The following is a 20884-nucleotide window of genomic DNA, read 5'->3' as shown; positions in this document are numbered from 1 at the left end:
GCCGTAACAGGTGGGAGAGTAGGTCGGTGCCTAATTTTATACAGGCCCCTTCAGTGATAACTGGAGGGGCCTTTTTTTATGTACATAGATTCCTAAATCTCCTCCCCCAAATCCTAGGCTGTTATCTTAATATCCATAATATGTGCCCCCTTCCTTTTTTTAAAGAAACTTGCTAAGTTTGCATAAAGAAAATGCTATGTTGATTATTGATTCTCCATTTACAGATGCCTATTTTAATATTGCTTCAGAAGAGTATTTGTTAACTAAATTTCCAGATCAGAATTTGTTTTTGCTTTATGTCAATTCACCTTCGATTATCGTTGGGAAATTTCAAAATACACTGGCAGAAGTAGATCTTTCTTATGTTCGGAGTAAAGGTATCAAAGTGGTTCGTCGTATGTCCGGCGGTGGCGCTGTCTATCACGATTTGGGGAATTTAAATTTTTCATTTCATACGAAAATTGAAAACCAAGATTTTTCAGATTTTTCAAGATTTACTGCTCCTGTTATTAATTTGTTAAATCGGCTAGAAGTTCCCGCGAGATTAGAAGGTCGAAATGATTTGCTCGTAAATGATCGAAAATTTAGCGGGAATGCAAAATTAGTAAAAGCGGGTAAGATGATTCAGCACGGTACGATTCTTTTAGACTCTGATATGAGTGTATTGTCGCAAGCATTGACAACAAATCCGTTAAAGTTTGTAGATAAGGCTATTAAATCAAATAGTGCAAGGGTCACCAATTTGAAAGATTATCTGCCTCGAGATATGTCTCCGTTACTTTTCAAAGAACTTCTTTTAGAGGAGATTAAAAAGGATCAGTCGGATGCAAGCACCTATGCTTTTACGGAAGTAGATATAGCAGGTATTAGAGAGCTGGTGGACAGAAAATATAGTACTTGGGACTGGAATTATGGATTTTCTCCTAACTATAATTTTAAGAAAGCAATAAAGGTAAAAGCGGGCTTTATTGAATTGCATTTAGATGTACAGAAAGGATATATAGAAAAAGCGAAGATCTTTGGTGACTTTTTCGCAATGGCATCTATTGAAGAGTTTGAACAAAAGCTTATCGGTCAAAAACATGAAATGGAATCTTTGAAAGTGTTTTTGAACGCGTTAGATCTTGTGCCTTACTTCGGAAAAGTTGAAGTTAATGATCTTCTTGATTTATTTAATTGATCAAAATGAAGAAACTTTACGAGATAAAGGGATTTCAAATCTGTCGTATAAAGTAGCGTCCATTTGGATAGTTTTGCTGAAGTGTTGTGGTAGGGTGTAATATTCACCAATCAATTTGAGTTCATTTTCTAGTTTATGTACCGATACCTTTAAAAAGCCGAAACGATTATCACAATATGATACGAGTTTAATATCTTCATCTAAAAGAGGAAGTGCTTCAACCTGTTGATCGTCAATTTTTGCTATACAGTGTAAATCTGCGTAACCACCGGCTCCGGCTACGATGTAAGGCGTTGTAGTTCCATCTTTATCTGTTTTTAAAAAACGTTGATAATTGTGTACATGGCCACTGAACACGGCATCGGGCTTTACACCTGTTTTTTCGAAAGCGCTATTTAAAACATCAATTATAATGTGGCTTGATCCATGGTTGTTATCGACTGAGTATGGAGCATGATGAACGCAGATAATTAATGCTTGTTCTTCCATCTTGTCTTTTGCATATTCCAATTCTTCAACAAACCAGTCGTATTGTTCTTGAGAAATAGATCCATGCTTCGTTGTATTTCCATAAAGGCCGATAAATCGCACAAGTGGTGTCTCTAAAGTCCAGTAAACATTGGGCTGTATCATACTCCTACGTTTATTGTTTTCGCCGAATGGAATTTTTTCTTGCTTTTTATGACAAAAGACTTGCGTGAATGCATCCAGGCTTGCATAAGGAACAGGATTATCTGGATTGATTTCTCCATCGTGATTTCCTGCAATAGCGAAAATAGGAGCGTTGTAATCGTCGTAATGATCTAAAAACTGTGATGGATACTCGCTAGCCTCTCCATGATTATAAACCACGTCTCCTAAATGATATAGAAATGAGGGATTTTCGTTATAAGGCTGGTTAGGATCCAGTTGCTTGATGATAGACTGTGCCAGTATAGCTTGAAAATCAGAATGTTTAACGCTCCCAGTGTCGCCGACCATATGAAAGGTCATCTGCTTAGAAATATCTAGGGAAACGACCTCTGAAATATGGAGACGATAGGGGAAAGTTCCTGTTGGAGTTGGTAGCGCTTTGAATTTATGGGCGTCATCGGCAACTTTTTTTAGAACAACAGGCACACTATATTTTAAGTCCATCATTTGACAAAGGTAGGAACTAGGGATGAATCTAGAGTTAAATTTTGATAAATAAAGACCTATAAATAACCGAATTCTTGATTCGAAATGATCTGCCTTTCATAAAAATCAATTTTTTGATAGGCTCTATTAAAAAATATTTTTTTGTCTCGAGTACCTGCTGTATTCAGTAATTTGGAATTTTTACATTGATGCGTGAAGAACTTGGAGGAATTTATACAAGTGTCATAATCTTTGGTAATAAAGTAGCCTAACATCGTATAAGGAACAAACAAAGATTGGTTATCCGCATTGGAAACTAATACGTTGTTATTTAGAATAAGCAGTTCGTGATAATACAAACGATACTGTTCGTTATTGGGCACACAAGAAAGCTCTAACTCTAAAAGTAGTCCTTTCAATTCCTCACATAATAATTTCCCCGTTTCAGCTCGTAATAAACCAGATTCAAAAAAATAAACAATTTGTTGCAATGTACTATTTATCGTGGTGTCGTTCCATATTTCATTTTTTGTGCAGTCTTTATATAAGTTCGTTAATTTGCGCGTGTTTTCGATGAGTGGCACTTCGAGTTGAAAGTTTTCAAAGGAGGTATATGCGGTGCTGCCAGACAATAAATTTAACCATACAAATAATTTGAATTTTGCTAATGGATTATCAGCTTTTATGGTATAGAAAAGAGGAATGTCCTTGGCTGAATAATAGATATGAGTGCTATTAGCCCTGGGATATTCATCCAAGGATTGTTGAGCGCTCTCTAAGTATCTTGATAGATCTTGAAAATTTAGGATTTCCTTCGTCTTTTTTACGACGACATTTTCATCACCTTGGAATATGTTATCCATAGAAATAACAAAGTGTTTAGCTAATAGCACCGTTTCCTCTATAGAGAACTTACTTTTTAGTGAAAGCCGTCTGTGAGCTGCGTCATAACTGATATCCAGTACCTCCGACACAATATCAATAAGGGACCTATCTGTATTTTTTTTGTCCTGCATGGTCTGAATAAAGAGCTGTTGATACATATGGATTCTCTATTTTTGTGATAATCACAAAAAATATACCGCTAATTAGTTGTTTTCACAAATTTATATGCAAAAACCACAATAGATTTGTTGCATGATCAAGTTAAAACTAGAAGATGAAAAAAATAGTAATTGGTATGATTTTGTTTACGTTTTTTCAAAACATACAAGCACAACAGACTAAAATATTTAGCCTGTCTCCTATGACAGCGGAGACGGTTAAAGTGAATGGTATGGTAGTCGGTTTAGGACATTTTGGAGATAACCCCTCACTCCAAAAAATAAACGGGTTGAATGTAGATTTGATGTTGTTTTCACCACTAATTCTGATGTATCGGGATCCTTCTGAACGAGAATTATTAGAAACAAAGTTGATTTCGAACGGACTGAATATTGGGACAGGTGGTTACAGTTCATTATCGACTGTTCATAACGGTTTAAGTATAGCGATGTACACTTTCTGTAAACAATTAAATGGGGTAAGTATCAATGGAGCTTATACATCTGTCGGATCACTGAATGGTTTGCACATCTCCGGGATAGGTAATTTTTCTGATCGCTCGGCTGGAATAAATTTAGGGATATCGAATAATAACGTGCAAATGACGGGATTGCAAGTTGGAATAATCAATCAATCTAAGGAATTGCGTGGAATTCAAATCGGTGTTTTTAATAAATCTGGCGCCCTACGTGGTTTACAACTTGGAATCTGGAATAGCAACGCAAAAAGATCATTACCATTTATTAACTTTTAGGATGACTAAAGCCTGTGTTATCATCTTTTCCAATTAGTTTCCAAAAGACTTCGGGACTCATTGTATAACGGTAAGAATTTTTTACAGACAATAGCGATAACCGTTCAAGTAAGGCTTGAACGGTTATATTTTAGGAGAAATGAACAACTTTTAGTTTGTTTTTGAGAGCTCAATTCCATATGATATCGCAAGCTGTTCTAATTGATTGATAATCTGATAATCTAGTTTCTCTCCAGAAACTTCTTCAATACGAATACCTCCGAACAAAATTTTTGTACTTCGAGAGTTCTTTGGTATATGGCTTTCTCGGTAATGTTTTTCTAACAATACTTGCGCTTCACGGTTTCTGTTAAGCTTAAACAATAAGTGAATCTGGGATACCGGATCCAGCATGTAAGGGGAGTTGTGATTGGTGAAATCTAACCAATTGTTCTGATCTTCATACCGCCTAAAAAATGGATGTACATTGTCTAGCAAGTCGTTCTCGATATGGGTCTGTAATATTTGTTGATCTGTTTCAGAAGTGATTTTGTACCAAATATCTTGATAGAAATTAAGATGACATGTTTTTGTTTGTATAATACATCGGTCAATTGTTGCAAAATCACCAAGAGGGGAGTGGAAAATTTCACGGTCAATTTCTTTGTGAATTAATCCCATATGAAACATAAAGAACTTTTGCGCTTTAGTACTCCAAGGACTTGATTGTATACGGAAGCATTGTCCTGTTTTGGACAAATCTCGGTAATAGTCTTGTCCACGTTGTACAAAGCCTAACGATTTCATAAATGGATTAATCAATTCATATAAAATCGTTAAAAAAGGATACATGGAATCTCTCTCTTTCATCAACTTGATTTTTTACATATTTATTTCGACAACTTGACCTGTTAATCTACTTTTTTCTGCCATAAATCCCATCATATGGCTTTCTATAGAGTCATCTATCGTAGAAGTTAGGAGACTGGGATCCTGCTGTGCTACAGCTTGTACAAAGTCTCTAACCAATAACCAATCTCCTCCACCGTGACCGTGATCTTCGTAACCTTTTACGTCTTGCGCTTCAGGAATGAATTTAATTTGCTTTCTTGTTCTAAAGTCGTTGATAACAAGTTCATTCATATCACCGACCATATCTCCCATATCTCCCATAATGCGTGTTCTTCTTCCATGATAAGAAGTGAAAGCCTCCATAGAAAAGCTTGCTGTGACACTATCTTCAAATTGTATACTGGTGACGTAGTGATCTGGTTGATCGTTGTCCATTTTGTAGACGCATCGACCATAGTCACTTGTCTTTAGCTTTTCCAAGATAAAAGATTTTTTGTCTTTTAGTCCCTCGGGGACATCCAGTACAGAGGTGAAATGGGTTTGACGTTCTGCATATTCTTTTACAGCAGAGTAAGCACAGTCTCTTTCTGTTGAACAAGAAACGCATCGGTCTCCACTTCCTGATGGAGCATTTGCAGATTTGAACCATTTCAAGTCGCCCATGGCAACGATCTTTTTACTAGGCTTATTGATAACCCATTTTATAATATCCAAGTCGTGGCAAGATTTGGCTAATATAATAGGCGTTGTTTTTTTTGAATTGTGCCAGTTTCCTCTTACATAAGAATGTGCCATGTGGATATGCTCAATAGGTTCAAAGTGTTGTACGCTCACCACCTCACCAATAGCACCTTTTTCGATAAGTTCTTTCATTTTTATAAAATATGGTGCGTATCTAAGAACATGGCAAACAGCAACAATTCTCTTTTTCTGCTTTGCTTTCGCTAGAATTTTTCTACATTCTTCTTCGGTGGGAGCAATGGGTTTTTCTAACAAGATATCATATCCCATTTCTAAGGCCTGCATACATGGTGCATAGTGTAGGTCGTCAGGTGTGGAAATGATAATCGCATCTGCAAATTTGGGCCGTTTGAATACCTCCTCCCAGGAATTAAAACGGTTTTCAGCATTAATTTTGTGTATCTCGGCATATCGTTCGTTACGGAAGCTATTGGGCTCAGCAACTCCAACGATTTTTAACTCCAGTGGATTCATTTCTGCAAATGTACCGTAGACCATCCCTCTGTTTCCGGCGCCTAATGTAATAGCAGTTATTGTTTTTTGGAAGGATAATGGCTTCCTTTGGGGAGATTTGTACAAAAACGTATTTTCATTTGATTTGGCCAAAATTTCGGTACTGATGACACTTGCCCCAACGCTCCAGGTTAATGTCTTAATTAAATTTCTTCTGTTCATCATTCTTCTTGATTAATTTGTTGGTTAAGTTCTCCTCAGGTGAAAAAAACTAAATCTTATTGTCTTCTAGGAATTTTCTGACAAAGCTATCGTCATTAAGGTGAGGATAGTGGGCATATACGCGGTCGATTTCCTCTTTTTGTCCAATTGATAAATCTTCTTTGGGGTTTAGACACCAGATTCCTTTTAATAATCCTTGTCTACGTAAGACCTCATGTATTCCAGGGATACATCCATGAAAATTGTTAGAAGGATCGAAAAAAGCAGCATTAGTATCTGTAATTTGGGGACCTAAATTTGAAAGTTTTTGGAATGTGTCTACTGTTGGTGCTTTTCTGTATGCCTTAATCTCTTGTAGCAGCTCAACGGCCTTTGTCGTCCATACTGCCCAATGTCCGAGGAGCCCTCCTTTAAAGCCGATATCAACATTTTTTCCTTCGACAGGAAATTGATAGTTCGTTAAAAGATCGGCCACTATGTTGTCGTCATTTCCTGTATACATCGCAATATCTTCCCTTCGACTCGAATTTGCAACAGCTCGCATCACGTCTAGAGTTTGGTATCTATTGAATGATGCACATTTAATAGCCACCACATTGTCAATCTCAACGAATTCACGCCAGAAATCATAAGAGAAAATGCGTCCACCTACTGAAGGTTGTAGATAAAAGCCAAACACGGGTATAATAGACGCGACACTTTTTACCCGATCTAATATAGCTTCCTCTGACCAGTTCTGAAGTCCACCCATACTTAATAAACCAATATCGTATCCTAAAGAAGAGGCAATATTAGCTTCATCTATTGCTTGTTCTGTTGGCCCACAAATTCCTGCAATTTTCAAGAATGGTCTTGTTATATTGGATTTTTTTATTTCGTCGGCAGCTAACTGTAAAACAGTTTCGAATAGATTATGCTTGGGTTCACGGATTTCAAATTGAGTGGAGTGTACGGCTATTGCCATTCCGCCTGCGCCGCTAGCTAGATAGTATCGCGTTAGAAGTCGCTGGTAATCCTCATCGAGCGTGCGGTTTTCAGTTAGAGCTAAGGGGTGAGCAGGTATTACGGTTCCTTCCCACAGAAGTTGTTTTAATTCTGATTGTAATGTTTTCATTAGAATTTACCTCCTCTTTCTTGAAAATGTGTTGCTTTTCCAAATTCACTGCCTCCATTGAGTAACCAGGTAGCCGTGATTTCTATTATTTCACGTATAGTAACGCGAGGATAGCCAAATAGGCGGTGACTTTCAGATGCATTGTTCAGAAGGGCTGTACCCTCAGGTTCGTGTAAAAACTGAGGTGTTTTATTAAACAGTTTACCGAATTCATAAGCAATCCATCGAGTTGAAAGTGTTTCTGGACCAGTGATATGCAAAGTCTTAGCGGGAGATTCACAGTGTAGCAGACTGCGGATCGCCATTTCATTTGCATCGCCTTGCCAAATGACATTGACATTTTCTGTTCTCAAATCAATAGGCTTTTCATTTAAAACTGCTTTGGCGATTTCCATGACCACCCCATATCGAAAGTCTACAGCGTAATTTAGCCGGTAGATAAGAATTGGGGTCTTATTTTTCTTAGAGAAATATTGAAATATACGTTCTCGACCTAAGCACGATTGCGCATATTCCCCCACAGGTTCTGGAGCATGGTTCTCATCAGCACCTCCCTCGTTTAATTTTATAAATGGGAGTACATTTCCGGATGAAAAAGCAACAATATTGGCATTTTTAAATTTTTCAGCAACACGACCTGGAAGATAAGCGTTCATTGCCCAGGTGAAATCCTCATTTCCACTAGTTCCAAATTTGTTTCCCGCTAGATAAATGACATTTTTTACAATAGGAAGTGCATTTAATTCGTCTTCATCTAATAAGTTGCAGGCGATGGTAATTATCCCTTGTTTCTCAAGATTGTCGCGTGTTTCTTCATCGGAGAAACGTGATACGCCATACACTTTTTTCTCTAATTTGGCTTCTCGGAGTGCATCAACTAAGAGTTTACCCATGCTGGGCCCCATTTTTCCTCCTATGCCAAGTAACATAATATCGCCCTCAATTTTTTTTACATCTTCGACGAGTAAAGATGATGGTTTTGTTAGTGCCTGTTCTAATTCTATTAAATTTGTCATAATAGCATTTTATAAGAAAAGTTGTTTAAAGTTTACAAATGCAAGGAAAATAACCAGCGCTAGTCCGAATAGGCCAGCAATCTTCTGGAAAAGGTTGTTTTTATATTTTCCCATAAAGGCCTCACTGTTGGCGACAAGGAAAAGTGCTATGCCAATGAAGGGAACCAAAAAGATAGTCACACTTTGGGCTAACACAATAAGCTGTAGCGGCATTTTTCCGAATATTAACGCAATTGTAGCTCCAGAAACCATGACCGCAGAAATAAAGTATTTTACATATTTATTATTTAAGCTACTGGAGTATCCAAGCGCATCACCAAGCATAGCGCCACCTACAGTCGCATTACCAATAAGAGAGGAAAATGAAGCTCCGAATAGGCCAATGAAAAATAAAGTGGTTGCAGAAGGTCCAAAAAGGGGCTCCAGAGCCTTTCCCATATCGGAAGCTGAATTCACTTTGATATGTTGAGGATGTAGTATAGCCGCTCCACATACGAGTACCACGGCACTCATTATCCCTAAAATCACGATTCCAATGGTGCTGCTAAATTGAGCATTATCTTGGTTTTCAAGTGTTTGTTTTTGCGATTTGCGTTTTTCTTGTACCAAATAGGCTTGGTAAAATGCACCTACCAAAGAAAAGCAGGATGCTATAAAGGCAACGATAAGCCCCGTTGATGTATCAGGTATGCTTGGCACTAATCCTTTAATAAAATTTGTAAGATCTGGTTTCGCAAGTATGGAGGTGGTCACAAAACAGAATAGCATGAGGATAATTAATGCTAACATAATTTTCTCCAACATACGGTAAAATTGTCTGAAAAATAGTAATGCGATACCCAAAATATTAAAGAGAATAATCCACATGTTTGCATCTGTTCCAGTGGCTTCCCCAAGTGCTATTCCTACGCCGGTGGAATTGCCTGCTTGGAAAGAAGTCGCCACTAAAAAAATACCTATCCCGATGATAACTGCTGCAGGTTTACCCATTTTTTTTCGAATGAGTGTTAGTAGAGAATCGTCACTAGCATATCCGATTCGCGCACTCATATTGGTAAATATGAGCATAAAGAAAATGGCAATGACGATGACCCATAATAAACTGTAGGCGAATTCAGCGCCCATTTTTGTTGTGATGGTCATCTTGCTTGGACCAAATACCAAGGCTGCTGTTATGATACCTGGTCCAAGTACCGATAGTAATTTGCTGAGATAATTTTTTTTCATAATAAATAGGCTTTTTTATCTTCTTTTTTTGATCATATCTGTTCCAATTTCTTTGCCATCAGCAAATTGTCGGTTTACGTAATTTATAATTTCAACCAATTCTTCATCTTTGAGAAAGGAAAAACTAGGCATTAAAGTGCCGTATAAAATACCGTTGATTGGTTTTTTCCCGTCAAGGCCATTTAAAATTACGTCAACAAATGCCTGTGAGTCTCGTATGCGTTGAGAGCCCACCAAAGGAGGAAAGGTGTTTTTTACGCCTAAACCATCTTCCTTATGACAGGAAGCGCAGTAATTTTTATAGAGGATATCTCCTTTCGCTTTTTTGGTCTCGTCGGGCTTATCTTCATGCAAGGTGATGGAGTTGGTCTTATTTGTGATGCTTAGACGTAAAATTTTGTCATCGCTAGCTTTTGGAAAACCTTTTTGGGGATTCCAATCTCGGTTGCTTGTCGATAGGAATATATCACCATTTGGTGCAACCATGACTGCACGCAATCTTCCATAACGATTGGAAAAGTATATATGTTCATGCGTGATCTGCTTTCTGTCTTCCGATAATTTCAGCACGCGTAACGTCTGACTTTTTAAAGTTGCAAGAATAAGGCTGTTTTTCCATTCCGGTATTTGATCGGAACTATAAAAGGCTAGGCCTGATGGGGCAATCACAGGTGTCCAAGATCGAATAGGTTGTGTTAATTTCTTATGCTTTGCAAGTTCTAGTTCTGCTGGTAAATCATGTTTGCCTTCTATAAGTGGCCACCCATAATTGTGCAAAGGATAGATCGCATTAATTTCGTCTTCGATAGCCTCCCCGTGTTCCGAGGTGAAAATATTTCCTTGTTCATCTATCGCTAAGCCTTGCATATTTCTAAATCCCCATGCATAAACGTAGGAATTGGGGATAGGATTGTCTTTCGGAATAGATCCGTCTATAGTAAGCCGTAAGATCTTTCCATTTAAACTCGTTGAATCTTGTGCCAATGGGAAGTCGTACGCATCTCCTGTTGCCCAGTAGATGATATTGTGCTGATCGACATAGAGTCGAGTGCCATTGTGTGCCGTATTCCCTTTTATCTGCAGTAGTTTTTTGGGGTTAATTAATGTATCTGTTTGATACTGATAGCGCACAAGGTTGGAAGTAATTGTTGAATCTTTTTTGGATGTGTAGGTTAGGAAGATATAGGGCTCGGCCGTAGCGTCGTTTTTTGATAGGGCTAAACCAAGTAAGCCGGTAGTGCGTTTTTGGTATACATCAGGTATTTCTAGTATCGTCTTGATATGACCTGTATGTAAATCAAGTTGTTTTACTTTTCCGGCTATTTCTGTAAAAATTATCTTGTTGTTATGGTAAACCATTTCCCATGGTACATGAAGACTGTCTGCTACGGTAGTGACCTCGAGAACTGTGCTATCCAGTTGGAGGTAATCATCAACCGATTTTTGATACCTGTTCGGTTTATTACAACTATAAAAAGTCGCTGTAACTAATATTATATATATGTATATCCTGTCTTTCATAAAAATTTCAAGGTTGTGGGCTAGATTAGAAAAACTTGATCAAATATAATTAAAAAATATTTTGGTATACAAAAAATACTTAAAAAAGTATTCAAAATTTGTTTGGGGTTATGTTTGTGTTGACCTATTTGTTCTTTGTGTAGGTTAAAATAGGGGATATTTAAAAAAAAATGTTAAAATATTTTTATTGTTTACATAATGTTGTTATAATTGTATACAATAATCAATTAAATCTAGTTTTTTTGGCGGAGCTAATACGCAAAAAAAAGATCATATGTTCTAAATTATGGATGTCTATGGAAGAGAATAAAAATTCAAGCTGTCGTTTTTTACTAACCGAAGTTCAGGATGACAAAATCAAGAAACAATCATTCAATTATCCACCTTTAAACCCTAAAATTAATGAAATTAAATTTTAACAGAATTCGAGACATTGTCTTTGGCAACAGGATGCTATACTTAGTCCCTGCACTGCTTTTAATTAGTATCGGTTATTCCTATGGCGGAAACCGCTTTGATTACTTGGTTCCGGATACGCATATTGAGCGGTCAACTTCTATGAATAAAAAAGAGGTTGTCGATGTGGAAGGGTTTGAAAGTCAGGAGCTTGTGCGAGGGGGTGTTGTGGATTCAACAGGTAGAGGGCTTTCTGGTGCTGAAATTACGAATTTGAAAACAAAAGAAACTTCTGTCTCAGATGCAAAGGGTGGGTATGTTATTGCTGCGTCGCCATCTGACCTTCTGAGGGTGAGACTTATTGGGTTTGAAACACGTGAAATAGAGGCGTCCAATGCAGGATCAATAGTGTTGCAGGTAAAATCAAGTGCTTTAGATGAGGTTGTTGTGGTAGGATACGGTACGCAGAAAAGAACAAATGTTACAGGAGCAGTATCTACAGTACAATTTGATGAGTCAACGATAAGTCGGCCAAATCTGAATCTTTCTTCTGCTCTTGTTGGGGCAAGTGCCGGGTTGAATATTTCTCAGACCTCAGCAGCGCCAGGCGCTGAAGGATTTACAGTTTTAGTGAGAGGAGTAGGGACCATGAATGATGCTTCTCCTCTGGTTGTTATTGATGGGGTGCCTGGAACGTTAAACGATGTAAATCCTAATGATGTACAAAGTATTTCTATTTTAAAGGATGCTTCCTCTTCTGCAATCTATGGTTCAAGAGCTGCCAATGGTGTGATTTTGGTAACAACAAGAAGAGGGAAGGAAGGGAATTTTATTGCAACGTACAATGGTTATATGGGGGTGCAAGGCGTTGCTAAGGATGTCGATTTCATTAGTGATATGGCGACACATATGGAGCTTGTTAATGAGTCGGAAGGAAGAGAAAAGTATTCTACTGAACTGATTGACGAGTGGAGAAGAGAATCTGCTGCAGGTAATCCCTTGTATCCAAATACCGATTGGTATGATGAGATGTTGAAAAGCTCACTTTTAAGTGAACATAATTTAGCTATTCGTGGTGGGGGGCAGAAGAGTAGTTTTGCGATGTCTCTTGGCTATTTGGAAAACAAAGGTGTGATAGATAATTCGGGTTTTAAGCGCTATAATTTTAGGCTTAATGCAGATGCTAAGGTAAAAGATGTGCTCACTTTGGGTACCAATATATTTGGCTCTTGGTCGAATAGGGATGTGTTGGATGTAGCTAGTTTCTTTTCTAGTATACGCAACACGACACCAGGCGTTATACCGGTGTACGAAGATGGTCGTTATGGGGGCGAAATGTTTTCTGGATTGCCAGCAGGCTCTAATCCCAGAGCGTATGTTGATAACATTACGGGAGATATTGAGCGGCAAAAGTTGGGAATGAAATTCTTTGGCATAGTTAATATCTTGAAGAACTTGGAGTGGGAAAGTAGTTTTGGTTTTAATTATGCAAATAATAGGGATTGGGAATATGTCAGACCTTATTCTTTATGGAATTTGCAGACGGACTTTCAATATCAAGAGAAGCCTAGTGTCAATAGTTTATACAATGCGAGCCGTAGGGATTACAGTACAATCTTGAATACGCTTTTACGTTTTAGGGAGTCTTTCGGCGGAAAACATAATTTGGCGGCTTTGATTGGGTTTGATCAGCAGTATAATCGCATGGACGATTTTGATGCGAAGAAGAATGATATTTTTGGCAATAATGCGATTTACGTTTTAGATGCAGGGGCTAATCTGGAGTCTATTACAGGTACGGCAACTGATGATGCGCTGCAGTCTTATTTTGGTCGATTGAATTATGATTATGAAGGTAGGTATCTTTTTGAAGCAAACGCGCGCTACGATGGTTCATCAAGGTTTGCAAAGGAGAACCGTTGGGGATTCTTTCCTTCATTTTCTGCTGGTTGGCGAGTGACGGAGGAGGCGTTTGCAAAGCCTTTAAAAGCAGTGTTCGATGATTTCAAAGTTAGAGGATCTTGGGGTAAATTGGGGAATAATAGAATAGGAGATTATACCTATCAGGTGGTTTATGGATCTTATCTTTATCCTTTTGGAGGGCAGTTGCAGCAGAGTGTTGCTCCGAAGGAACTTGCTAACAGTAAAATTAAATGGGAAACGACAACGATTTCTAATATCGGGGTAGACCTTGCGATGTTTAAGAATAAGCTGACTTTTACATTTGAATATTTTGATAAGACAACAAGTGATATTTTGACGCAGATTCCCATTCCCCGTGTTCTTGGAAATTTCTCGCCACCATGGCAAAATATAGCGGAAATGACCAACAAGGGTTTTGAGTTTCAATTAGGTTATCAAGGAAAAGTGAATGATTTTAGATATCATATCAATGGTAATTTGTCTACTGTTCGCAATAAGGTGACGAAGTTTAATGAGGATCGATCTATAAGTGGCACTAATATTACCTTAGAAGGTAATCCTTATGGAAGCTTTTACGTTCTTGAGTTTGATCGTATTTTACAAAGTCAATCTGAAATTGATCAACTTTTGGCAGATGGATATACATTTGGGACCTATGTAGGAGGTCAGCCTCAACCAGGAGATATGCTTTACAGAGATACGAACGGAGATAAGGTATTTAATGAGGAGGATAGGGTGATTAAGGGGTATTCTGCATTGCCTAAGTTTACCTATGGCTTAAATTTTAATATTGGGTATAAAAATATTGATTTGAACGTCGTTGGTCAAGGTGTGGGCGGTGTTCGGCAGTATTGGGGAAATGATGGGTTTAATACATTTAATATTAACGAAGGGTTCTTACAGCGTACTAAGATTTTGGAACGTTGGACAGAGGAAAACCCGTCTACTGTATATCCTCGATTACGTACGTCAGCGTCTGCTTTGAATACCGCATACAGCGATTACTGGTTGCATAATACTTCCTATTTTAGAATTAAATCTATTCAATTGGGGTATACTTTGCCGTCTAAAGTATTATCTAAATTTAAATTCGAGCGCTTAAGGATTTATGGAAACTTAGAAAACTACTTTACATTTACGAGTTTTGATGGTTATAATCCGGAGAATGCCAGTATTTCGTATCCTTTAATGAAGCAATGGGTGATAGGTTTAAATGCTAGTTTTTAAAATAATGAACCATGACTAATAAAATTAAACAAATTATATTTTCGACCTTCTTAATTGTTCTATTCGCATCTTGTAGTGATTTTTTGGATAGAAATTCATTAGTGGGATTATCGGAGGGAGACTTTTGGGCGTCAGAAGAGGATGCTATTATGGGGGTTAATGCTTTGTATGAGGTTAATCGAGAGTTCACCAATAGTATAGTGATTTATGGTATGATGGATGATTTCACAGATATCTCCTATCAATCTTGGGCCACTGGATTGACAACAGGTGCCTTTCCTGCAAATGCTACATTTTATTCAGATTCTTGGGGTAGATTCTATAAAGGTATCTATAGAGCGAATACAGTGCTTAAATATGTGCCGGAGATTCAAATGGCAGAAGGTACAAAGGCGCGAGTTCTTGGAGAAGCTAAATTTTTCCGAGGGTATTTTTACTTTAAATTATGGGATTATTTTGGGGGAGTTCCACTTTATGATCAGGCAATGAATGTAGATGAGGCTTATAATGAGCGTAGTAGTGAACAGGAAGTTTATGAGTTTATTGTAAACGATCTAACGGATGCTTATGCTGCTCTGCCTGAATCTTATGCGGAATCGGATAAGGGGCGTGCAACGAAATGGGCTGCTTTAGCTATGCGAGGAAAAGCACATTTGTGGGCTAAGGAATATGAAAAGGCAGCTGCTGATTTTAAATTATTAATGGAGAGTAGTGATCGTCAACTATTGTCTGATTTCCATTCCTTATTTAGGGTTGCTGGAAATAATAATAGTGAAGTCATTTTTGATGTACAATATATCGCGGAGCAGGGGTATGGTATTGCTACCGATCGAAATTATGGTAATGCTAGAGGAGCTACAACGGGTTCGCAACGTACAAGACCAACACCTAAACTGGTAAATGCTTATGAAATGATCGATGGTACAGCATTTGATTTTAACAATTTTACAAATGCAAATGGGGAAGTTTTCAATCCGAATAGTGTAACTGATTGGCGTGATGAGGCTTCGGTAAGGAAGTTGTTTGAGGATAGGGATCCCCGAATGGATATGTCGATAGTGGTTCCTTGGTCTACTTTTGTCGGTAAAGAAGGAGTGGAATTTCTTTATCGGTTTCCAGTTGTGACTACGGATGCACAAGCGTATGTTCCGGTTTGGACGGCAGGAAGTTATGCGTGGAGAAAGTTTGTGGAAACAGGCTCTGTCTATGTTTTACAAGATAACATGCCGCAGAATTTTCCTCTGATTCGTTTGGCTGATGTTATGTTGATGTATGCCGAAGCTCAAAATGAAGCTTTGTCAGCCCCTGATCAGAGTGTGTATAGTGCGGTTAATGCAGTACGTGCTCGTGCAGGCATGCCGGATCTAACTATTGGGTTAGGAAAAGATGCTATGCGTGAAAAAATCCGTCATGAGAGAATGGTTGAACTTTGTGGCGAAGGGCAGCGTTATTCGGATATACGTAGGTGGAAAATAGCAAAAGATGTCGTTGATGGTGTTTGGATGACGGAATTTACGGGTGTGAATATAAGGCAACGGGGGTTTCCTGATCACTATTATCTGTGGCCTATACCACAAACAGAAATTGATGTAAATCCTAAATTGACACAAAATCCTGGTTGGTAAATTGTATAAAAGATGTTTGATAGATTTTTTTTAGTTATCTCATTTGTGTGTTATGGTTTGTTTGCTATCGCTCAAGAGGATGTCTTAGTTGTGGATGTGTCTAATGCTCGCTTATTAAATAAAAAGGCTGCTGTTTACAAAGGCGGGAAAGGATCTGGTCAGGAAGGGCGTGGTGTGTATCGACGTGAGGACTTTAAAGAAGGCTATCCCGAACGAAGTGCAGATTTATCGGTTTCTTTGGTTGTGCCAGAGTCTGGGTGCTACCTGTTGGAGGCTGAATCGTTTCCCTATGATTTTGGTTTATTGAAAGATAAAGATACAACGGGGGTGTTACTGCGGGATGCTTATTTCCAGTTCAATTCAGATCGTATCACAAAACGCATTGTATATGATTCTCGTCAAGGAGGGAAACGGGTGTTGGGGAAATTTGATCTTCTACGGGGGCGACAGGAACTAAAGATCTGGTTGCCCGATAATTTAGTTTTGTCTCGTATTCGGATGAAATTATATGAAGCGCCAGAACCTCTAGATGTTGCAGAAAATTACCATCCTACGGTTACACCGCCTAAGGGGCATCCAAGGCTTTGGGTTAATCAGGAGAGTCTTGTTACGGTCCGAAGTAGGTTATTCTCTTCGGAAAACAAGCCTGTCTGGGATAAATTAGTAATGGAGGCTAAAGAAGCTTGTCCTATCGTTTTAAACCCAAAACAGGAAACATTTTACAACGAGGAATTAGAGCGTATCATCGAACGTAAGTCGTTTTATTACCTTATGACAGAGGATCGTCAAATAGGGCGTGAAGCGGTGCAGTTGATGGATACATACTTAAATGTTCTCGAATTTGGGAATGTGACCTATGGGGATATTTCGCGAGAAATAGGTCGAGCGATTTATACCGCAGCTCTCGTTTATGATTGGTGTTTTCCTTTATTGACGGGAGAAGAAAAAGCGATGTATCGTAAACATATGTTGCGCTTGGCCCGAGATATGGAGATCGGATGGCCTCCTTTTCATGGTGCGGAAAGTATTATTAATGGACATGGAAATGAGGCGCAGATTTGTCGCGATTTGTTAGCGATGAGTATTGCTATTTTTGACGAAGATCCAACGCCTTATAAATTTACATCGTATACCGTTCTAGAGCAATTGGTTCCTATGCGAAAGTTCGAATATGCTTCGTCTAGACATAATCAAGGGATTGATTATGGTGGGTATCGCTTCGCTTGGGAGATGCATGCGGTCTGGTTTTTTTATCGCATGTTGGGGCGTGAGGTATTTGATAGTAACATTAAAAACTTGCCCTATTATTGGGTGTACATGCGTACGCCGGATGGTAAGATGATGCGAGATGGTGACATGTTTAATGTGAAATACGCTAATAGTGATGATTTCTATTGGAAAAATCCACAAACGATGCTCTTATGTTATGCTTACGCTAAAGATCCTCTGATTAAGGGGGAGTTTTATAAACAAGGAGGGCTTCCGGATAATCCGGTCTTGTTTTTGTTATTGAACGATCCAAGTCTTCCTCCATTGACGAGTTATGATGGACTGCCATTGAGTAAGGATTTTGGCGATGTGTTGGGTGGTATGTTGGCGCGTACAGGATGGGATCAAAGGCCGGAGAGTTCAGATGTTGTAGCTGAAATAAAAGGAGGGGGATATCATTTTGGTAATCATCAACATGCGGATGCAGGTGCTTTGCAACTGTATTATCGAGGAATACAGGTTGGAGATTTAGGATTGTATTTGTCTTATGGCCCTCCTTATGATTTTAATTTTAATAAGAGGTCTGTTGCTCATAGTATGATGCTTGTTAAAGATCCTAAAGAGCCGCTGAGATTTCGTACCGAGGCTAATGATGGAGGAACACGTTTCAGTCAGCTTTTTCCGCGTAGTCCGGAAGAAGCTCTGTCGAACCCTTGGTTCAGTACTGGACAAGTGAAGTCCTCCACTTTTGGTCCAGATAAAATAAAGCCTTTTTACAGTTATTTTCAAGTGGATCTCGCAGCTGCGTATACGGCGAAAGTGAAAAGTTATGTCAGATCGTTCTGTTTCTTAAATATGTTCAACGATTCTATACCAGCAGTTGTCATCCTTGCCGATCATATTCGTAGTGCAGATAGTTCTTTTCGGAAGTATTGGCAGATTAATACACTGTACGAGCCGCTTGTGAAAGATGGGGATTGGGTTCTTCATAATCAGCATAAAGGAATGGTAGGAAAAACGTATGTGAAGATGTTAGTTCCGGCTGCAGCGGATCGTGAAGTGCAAATTTTAAATGGTTCCATGGCGAATAACGTTTTTGGGTTTCAGTATACACCTAATTCTAGTTGGCCGGAGGCTAAGGGGAGTAGGATTATGGTGTCTCCCGCGCATTTAAAAGATGAAAATTCTTTTCTTACGGTATTTCAAATGGCGGAAGAAGGTGTTAAGCCGTATGTTGTGGATATGAAGATGGAGAATGATGTTTATGTTCTTCAATTTGCGGACGTGGTCGTTTGTCTTCCAAAGCACGACGGCTTTATTGAAAAAGAGCTCTTGCTAAGCGATTTACCAAATAGGCCTAAAAAAATAGTGATAGCAGGACTTCAAAGCGGTTTTTGGCAGATTATTGAAGAAGGTCACGCAGGGAAAAATGTTGAAATTAAAAATCGAGATAATGTATACAGTTTTGAGACGAGTAGTCAAAATGTAATTTTAAAACCTGGTCGGCAATATGGTTTGATGGATTATCAAATGAATTGAATATAAAACCATTATCTATTGACATAATTTAGAAATAAAAATGTAATTTTGAGCTGTAAATGTATACAATATGAAAGAAGATTCGCTATCCTTTAAGGTCTATCTCGAAGTAAGAAAAAAAATATTATCCAATCAGTTGGTTGGCGGTGCGCGTCTAGTTGAAAGTCAATGGGCTGAAAAACTGAATGTCAGTAGGGTAGCCGTTCGCGAAGCTTTTATGCGTCTGGCGGGGGAGAACTTAGTCGAGTTTGGAGAAAAGGGAGGTAGTTTCGTTAAGAAGATGACCACAAATGATGTGCATGAGATTCGTGAACTTAGGGAACTTTTGGAAGTGGGGGCGTTGAAGTTGATCTTTGAAAAGAGAAATGAGCAGCTGATTCATGAGCTTGAGCAGTTGTGTAAAGATTTTGAAATAATGGTGGATAAAGGATACTTTGGTGGTGCTTGCGAGGCTGATATTAGATTTCATGAAAAACTAATTGAAGGTTCTGGAAATCAGCGTCTTCTTAGTATATATAAGAACAGTAATATTCCGCTGTTTCATATGAAATTGGATAGTGTGCTGAGTGACTTAGACGATTATATGTTGACAAAAGATGAGCATGCACAAATTTTAGATGGCATTAAGCGTAATAATTATGAGCAGTCATTCAAAGCTTTGACGGCTCATCTGGATCGCGGTGAAAAAGAGGTGCTATCTTTAGTGTTTGTTTAAGACTAAAGATAGGATCATAAAAAAGGGAGCTTCCGTCTGGAAGTTCCCTTTTTTTATGCTGGCAATATACCGTAAGCTTGAATAGAGACCTGTAATAGTTTTCCAAATTGAGCTTCTGTTATGATCAAACCGGTGCCTGATATAGCGAAAGCGCAATTCGTGGGATTTTTTCCTGGAACAATAATCTTTTTGGTCAATTCATGTTTTTTATTGTATACATTTATTGATGATTCTCCATAAATAGCAATATATAGATTTCCGTGTTCGTCAAAAGCCATCCCGTCAGGACCGACGCTTCCCCCTGTTTCTATTATTGGATGTGGGTTGAGCCAATGCCTTTTTTTGTCGTCCCATTTTCCTCGCCATATTTTCCTGCTGCCTGTTTCTGCGATATAGAGGTGTTTTGCATCTTTAGAAAAAGCTATGCCGTTTGGATAATCTAGTCCAGTAGCAATTCTTGTAAGATCGTTACTTTCAGATAAGCAGCATACGTATCCTTTTTTTGTCCCCAATGAAGGACCCGGACAGGTAAATATGAGGTTTTTCTTGTTGTCAAAGGCTAAGTCATTTGGCATAAAAAGTGGTTCTCCGTCAATTTGATCCACCATAGTTTCGGTTTCTTTTGTTTCAAGGTCAAACTTGCAGATGCTATTTTGGAGCGCATCACAATACCATATTGAATGTTGAAACTTCGCTAATCCATTTGGCGCTCCATTGACTTGATATCGATGAAGTGAGCCAGATTTGTACTGTGTTATGCAGCCTGATTCTTTCTCTACAAACCAAATGCTTCCATCTGTTAAGCTGATCGGGCCCTCTGGGAAATCAAGTTTATCTGCTAATTCGTAAATATCAAAAGTATCCATTTTAATTTTTTTTTCAATTTATTATAAAAGTATACAAATATATTTTAATTTAGTATACAAAATAACTGATCGATTGACGACTTTCTCTTTTGCTTAAAGGAGATCCTCATTAGAAAAGAAATAGTATCGCATAACAATTATTAAAAATATATAACATAAATT

General features: G+C 38.3%; 15 protein-coding genes. 6 read left to right on the top strand and 9 right to left on the bottom strand.

Annotated features, from left to right (window positions below):
• The first annotated feature begins 196 nt into the window (after positions 1-196).
• Entirely contained in the window at positions 197-1180 is a 984-nt protein-coding gene (locus ACSZOX_RS11470; protein ID WP_437920101.1) for a lipoate--protein ligase, read from the top strand.
• Here ACSZOX_RS11470 and ACSZOX_RS11465 read toward each other — a convergent pair whose 3' ends face one another.
• Both ACSZOX_RS11465 and ACSZOX_RS11460 read right to left on the bottom strand, forming a co-directional pair.
• Complete coding sequence (locus tag ACSZOX_RS11465; protein WP_437920100.1) at positions 1181-2320, bottom strand: metallophosphoesterase family protein; 1140 nt, start codon at positions 2318-2320, stop codon at positions 1181-1183. It lies immediately after the preceding gene.
• A gap of 56 nt (positions 2321-2376) precedes the next feature.
• Complete coding sequence (locus tag ACSZOX_RS11460; protein ID WP_437920099.1) at positions 2377-3342, bottom strand: hypothetical protein; 966 nt, start codon at positions 3340-3342, stop codon at positions 2377-2379.
• Between the two features lie 116 nt (positions 3343-3458).
• Here ACSZOX_RS11460 and ACSZOX_RS11455 point away from each other — a divergent pair, with 116 nt between their 5' ends.
• Positions 3459-4097: an LA_2272 family surface repeat-containing protein gene (locus tag ACSZOX_RS11455; protein WP_437920098.1), complete on the top strand. Its 639-nt coding sequence runs from the start codon at positions 3459-3461 to the stop codon at positions 4095-4097.
• A gap of 150 nt (positions 4098-4247) precedes the next feature.
• Here the strand turns inward: ACSZOX_RS11455 and ACSZOX_RS11450 are convergent, their stop codons facing one another.
• From ACSZOX_RS11450 to ACSZOX_RS11425, 6 genes are read right to left on the bottom strand one after another with little or no spacing between them, the layout of a single operon-like run.
• Positions 4248-4946, bottom strand: a complete 699-nt coding sequence (locus tag ACSZOX_RS11450) for a DUF4304 domain-containing protein (RefSeq protein ID WP_437920097.1) — start codon at positions 4944-4946, stop codon at positions 4248-4250.
• 12 nt (positions 4947-4958) lie between these two features.
• On the bottom strand, positions 4959-6347 hold the full coding sequence (locus ACSZOX_RS11445) for a Gfo/Idh/MocA family protein (RefSeq protein WP_437920096.1): 1389 nt from the start codon (positions 6345-6347) through the stop codon (positions 4959-4961).
• 46 nt (positions 6348-6393) lie between these two features.
• The gene (locus ACSZOX_RS11440; RefSeq protein ID WP_437920095.1) at positions 6394-7458 is read right to left on the bottom strand and encodes a dihydrodipicolinate synthase family protein; all 1065 of its coding nucleotides are present in this window, start codon (positions 7456-7458) and stop codon (positions 6394-6396) included.
• The gene (locus ACSZOX_RS11435; RefSeq protein WP_437920094.1) at positions 7458-8474 is read right to left on the bottom strand and encodes an NAD-dependent epimerase/dehydratase family protein; all 1017 of its coding nucleotides are present in this window, start codon (positions 8472-8474) and stop codon (positions 7458-7460) included. Before ACSZOX_RS11435 ends, ACSZOX_RS11440 begins: the two co-directional genes overlap by 1 nt.
• A gap of 9 nt (positions 8475-8483) precedes the next feature.
• Positions 8484-9701, bottom strand: a complete 1218-nt coding sequence (locus tag ACSZOX_RS11430; protein WP_437920093.1) for an Nramp family divalent metal transporter — start codon at positions 9699-9701, stop codon at positions 8484-8486.
• A gap of 15 nt (positions 9702-9716) precedes the next feature.
• Complete coding sequence (locus tag ACSZOX_RS11425) at positions 9717-11222, bottom strand: PQQ-dependent sugar dehydrogenase (protein ID WP_437920092.1); 1506 nt, start codon at positions 11220-11222, stop codon at positions 9717-9719.
• Between the two features lie 402 nt (positions 11223-11624).
• Between ACSZOX_RS11425 and ACSZOX_RS11420 the strand changes: the two genes are divergently transcribed.
• The 4 genes from ACSZOX_RS11420 (at position 11625) to ACSZOX_RS11405 (ending at position 19856) form a co-directional block, all read left to right on the top strand.
• On the top strand, positions 11625-14768 hold the full coding sequence (locus ACSZOX_RS11420) for a SusC/RagA family TonB-linked outer membrane protein (RefSeq protein ID WP_437920091.1): 3144 nt from the start codon (positions 11625-11627) through the stop codon (positions 14766-14768).
• Between the two features lie 11 nt (positions 14769-14779).
• Positions 14780-16393, top strand: coding sequence for a RagB/SusD family nutrient uptake outer membrane protein (locus ACSZOX_RS11415; protein ID WP_437920090.1), 1614 nt, complete (start codon positions 14780-14782; stop codon positions 16391-16393).
• A gap of 12 nt (positions 16394-16405) precedes the next feature.
• A complete protein-coding gene (locus ACSZOX_RS11410) occupies positions 16406-19141 on the top strand; it encodes a hypothetical protein (RefSeq protein ID WP_437920089.1) in 2736 nt (911 codons plus the stop codon).
• 70 nt (positions 19142-19211) lie between these two features.
• Entirely contained in the window at positions 19212-19856 is a 645-nt protein-coding gene (locus ACSZOX_RS11405) for a GntR family transcriptional regulator (RefSeq protein WP_437920088.1), read from the top strand.
• A 53-nt stretch (positions 19857-19909) separates the two neighbouring features.
• Here the strand turns inward: ACSZOX_RS11405 and ACSZOX_RS11400 are convergent, their stop codons facing one another.
• A complete protein-coding gene (locus ACSZOX_RS11400) occupies positions 19910-20722 on the bottom strand; it encodes an SMP-30/gluconolactonase/LRE family protein (RefSeq protein ID WP_437920087.1) in 813 nt (270 codons plus the stop codon).
• Between the last annotated feature and the right edge of the window lie 162 nt (positions 20723-20884).

Origin of the sequence: Sphingobacterium sp. LRF_L2, from assembly GCF_965644235.1 — a bacterium.
Lineage (GTDB): Bacteria > Bacteroidota > Bacteroidia > Sphingobacteriales > Sphingobacteriaceae > Sphingobacterium.
The sequence above is the reverse complement of the archived record's forward strand: the minus strand, read 5'-3'. Positions and strand labels throughout refer to the sequence as shown.

Bases quoted from the DNA above. Each gene is read 5' to 3' on its own strand.
- ACSZOX_RS11470 (WP_437920101.1), top strand. From the start codon at position 197: ATGTTGATTATTGATTCTCCATTTACAGATGCCTATTTTAATATTGCT.
- ACSZOX_RS11465 (WP_437920100.1), bottom strand. From the start codon at position 2,320: ATGATGGACTTAAAATATAGTGTGCCTGTTGTTCTAAAAAAAGTTGCC.
- ACSZOX_RS11460 (WP_437920099.1), bottom strand. From the start codon at position 3,342: ATGTATCAACAGCTCTTTATTCAGACCATGCAGGACAAAAAAAATACA.
- ACSZOX_RS11455 (WP_437920098.1), top strand. From the start codon at position 3,459: ATGAAAAAAATAGTAATTGGTATGATTTTGTTTACGTTTTTTCAAAAC.
- ACSZOX_RS11450 (WP_437920097.1), bottom strand. From the start codon at position 4,946: ATGAAAGAGAGAGATTCCATGTATCCTTTTTTAACGATTTTATATGAA.
- ACSZOX_RS11445 (WP_437920096.1), bottom strand. From the start codon at position 6,347: ATGATGAACAGAAGAAATTTAATTAAGACATTAACCTGGAGCGTTGGG.
- ACSZOX_RS11440 (WP_437920095.1), bottom strand. From the start codon at position 7,458: ATGAAAACATTACAATCAGAATTAAAACAACTTCTGTGGGAAGGAACC.
- ACSZOX_RS11435 (WP_437920094.1), bottom strand. From the start codon at position 8,474: ATGACAAATTTAATAGAATTAGAACAGGCACTAACAAAACCATCATCT.
- ACSZOX_RS11430 (WP_437920093.1), bottom strand. From the start codon at position 9,701: ATGAAAAAAAATTATCTCAGCAAATTACTATCGGTACTTGGACCAGGT.
- ACSZOX_RS11425 (WP_437920092.1), bottom strand. From the start codon at position 11,222: ATGAAAGACAGGATATACATATATATAATATTAGTTACAGCGACTTTT.
- ACSZOX_RS11420 (WP_437920091.1), top strand. From the start codon at position 11,625: ATGAAATTAAATTTTAACAGAATTCGAGACATTGTCTTTGGCAACAGG.
- ACSZOX_RS11415 (WP_437920090.1), top strand. From the start codon at position 14,780: ATGACTAATAAAATTAAACAAATTATATTTTCGACCTTCTTAATTGTT.
- ACSZOX_RS11410 (WP_437920089.1), top strand. From the start codon at position 16,406: ATGTTTGATAGATTTTTTTTAGTTATCTCATTTGTGTGTTATGGTTTG.
- ACSZOX_RS11405 (WP_437920088.1), top strand. From the start codon at position 19,212: ATGAAAGAAGATTCGCTATCCTTTAAGGTCTATCTCGAAGTAAGAAAA.
- ACSZOX_RS11400 (WP_437920087.1), bottom strand. From the start codon at position 20,722: ATGGATACTTTTGATATTTACGAATTAGCAGATAAACTTGATTTCCCA.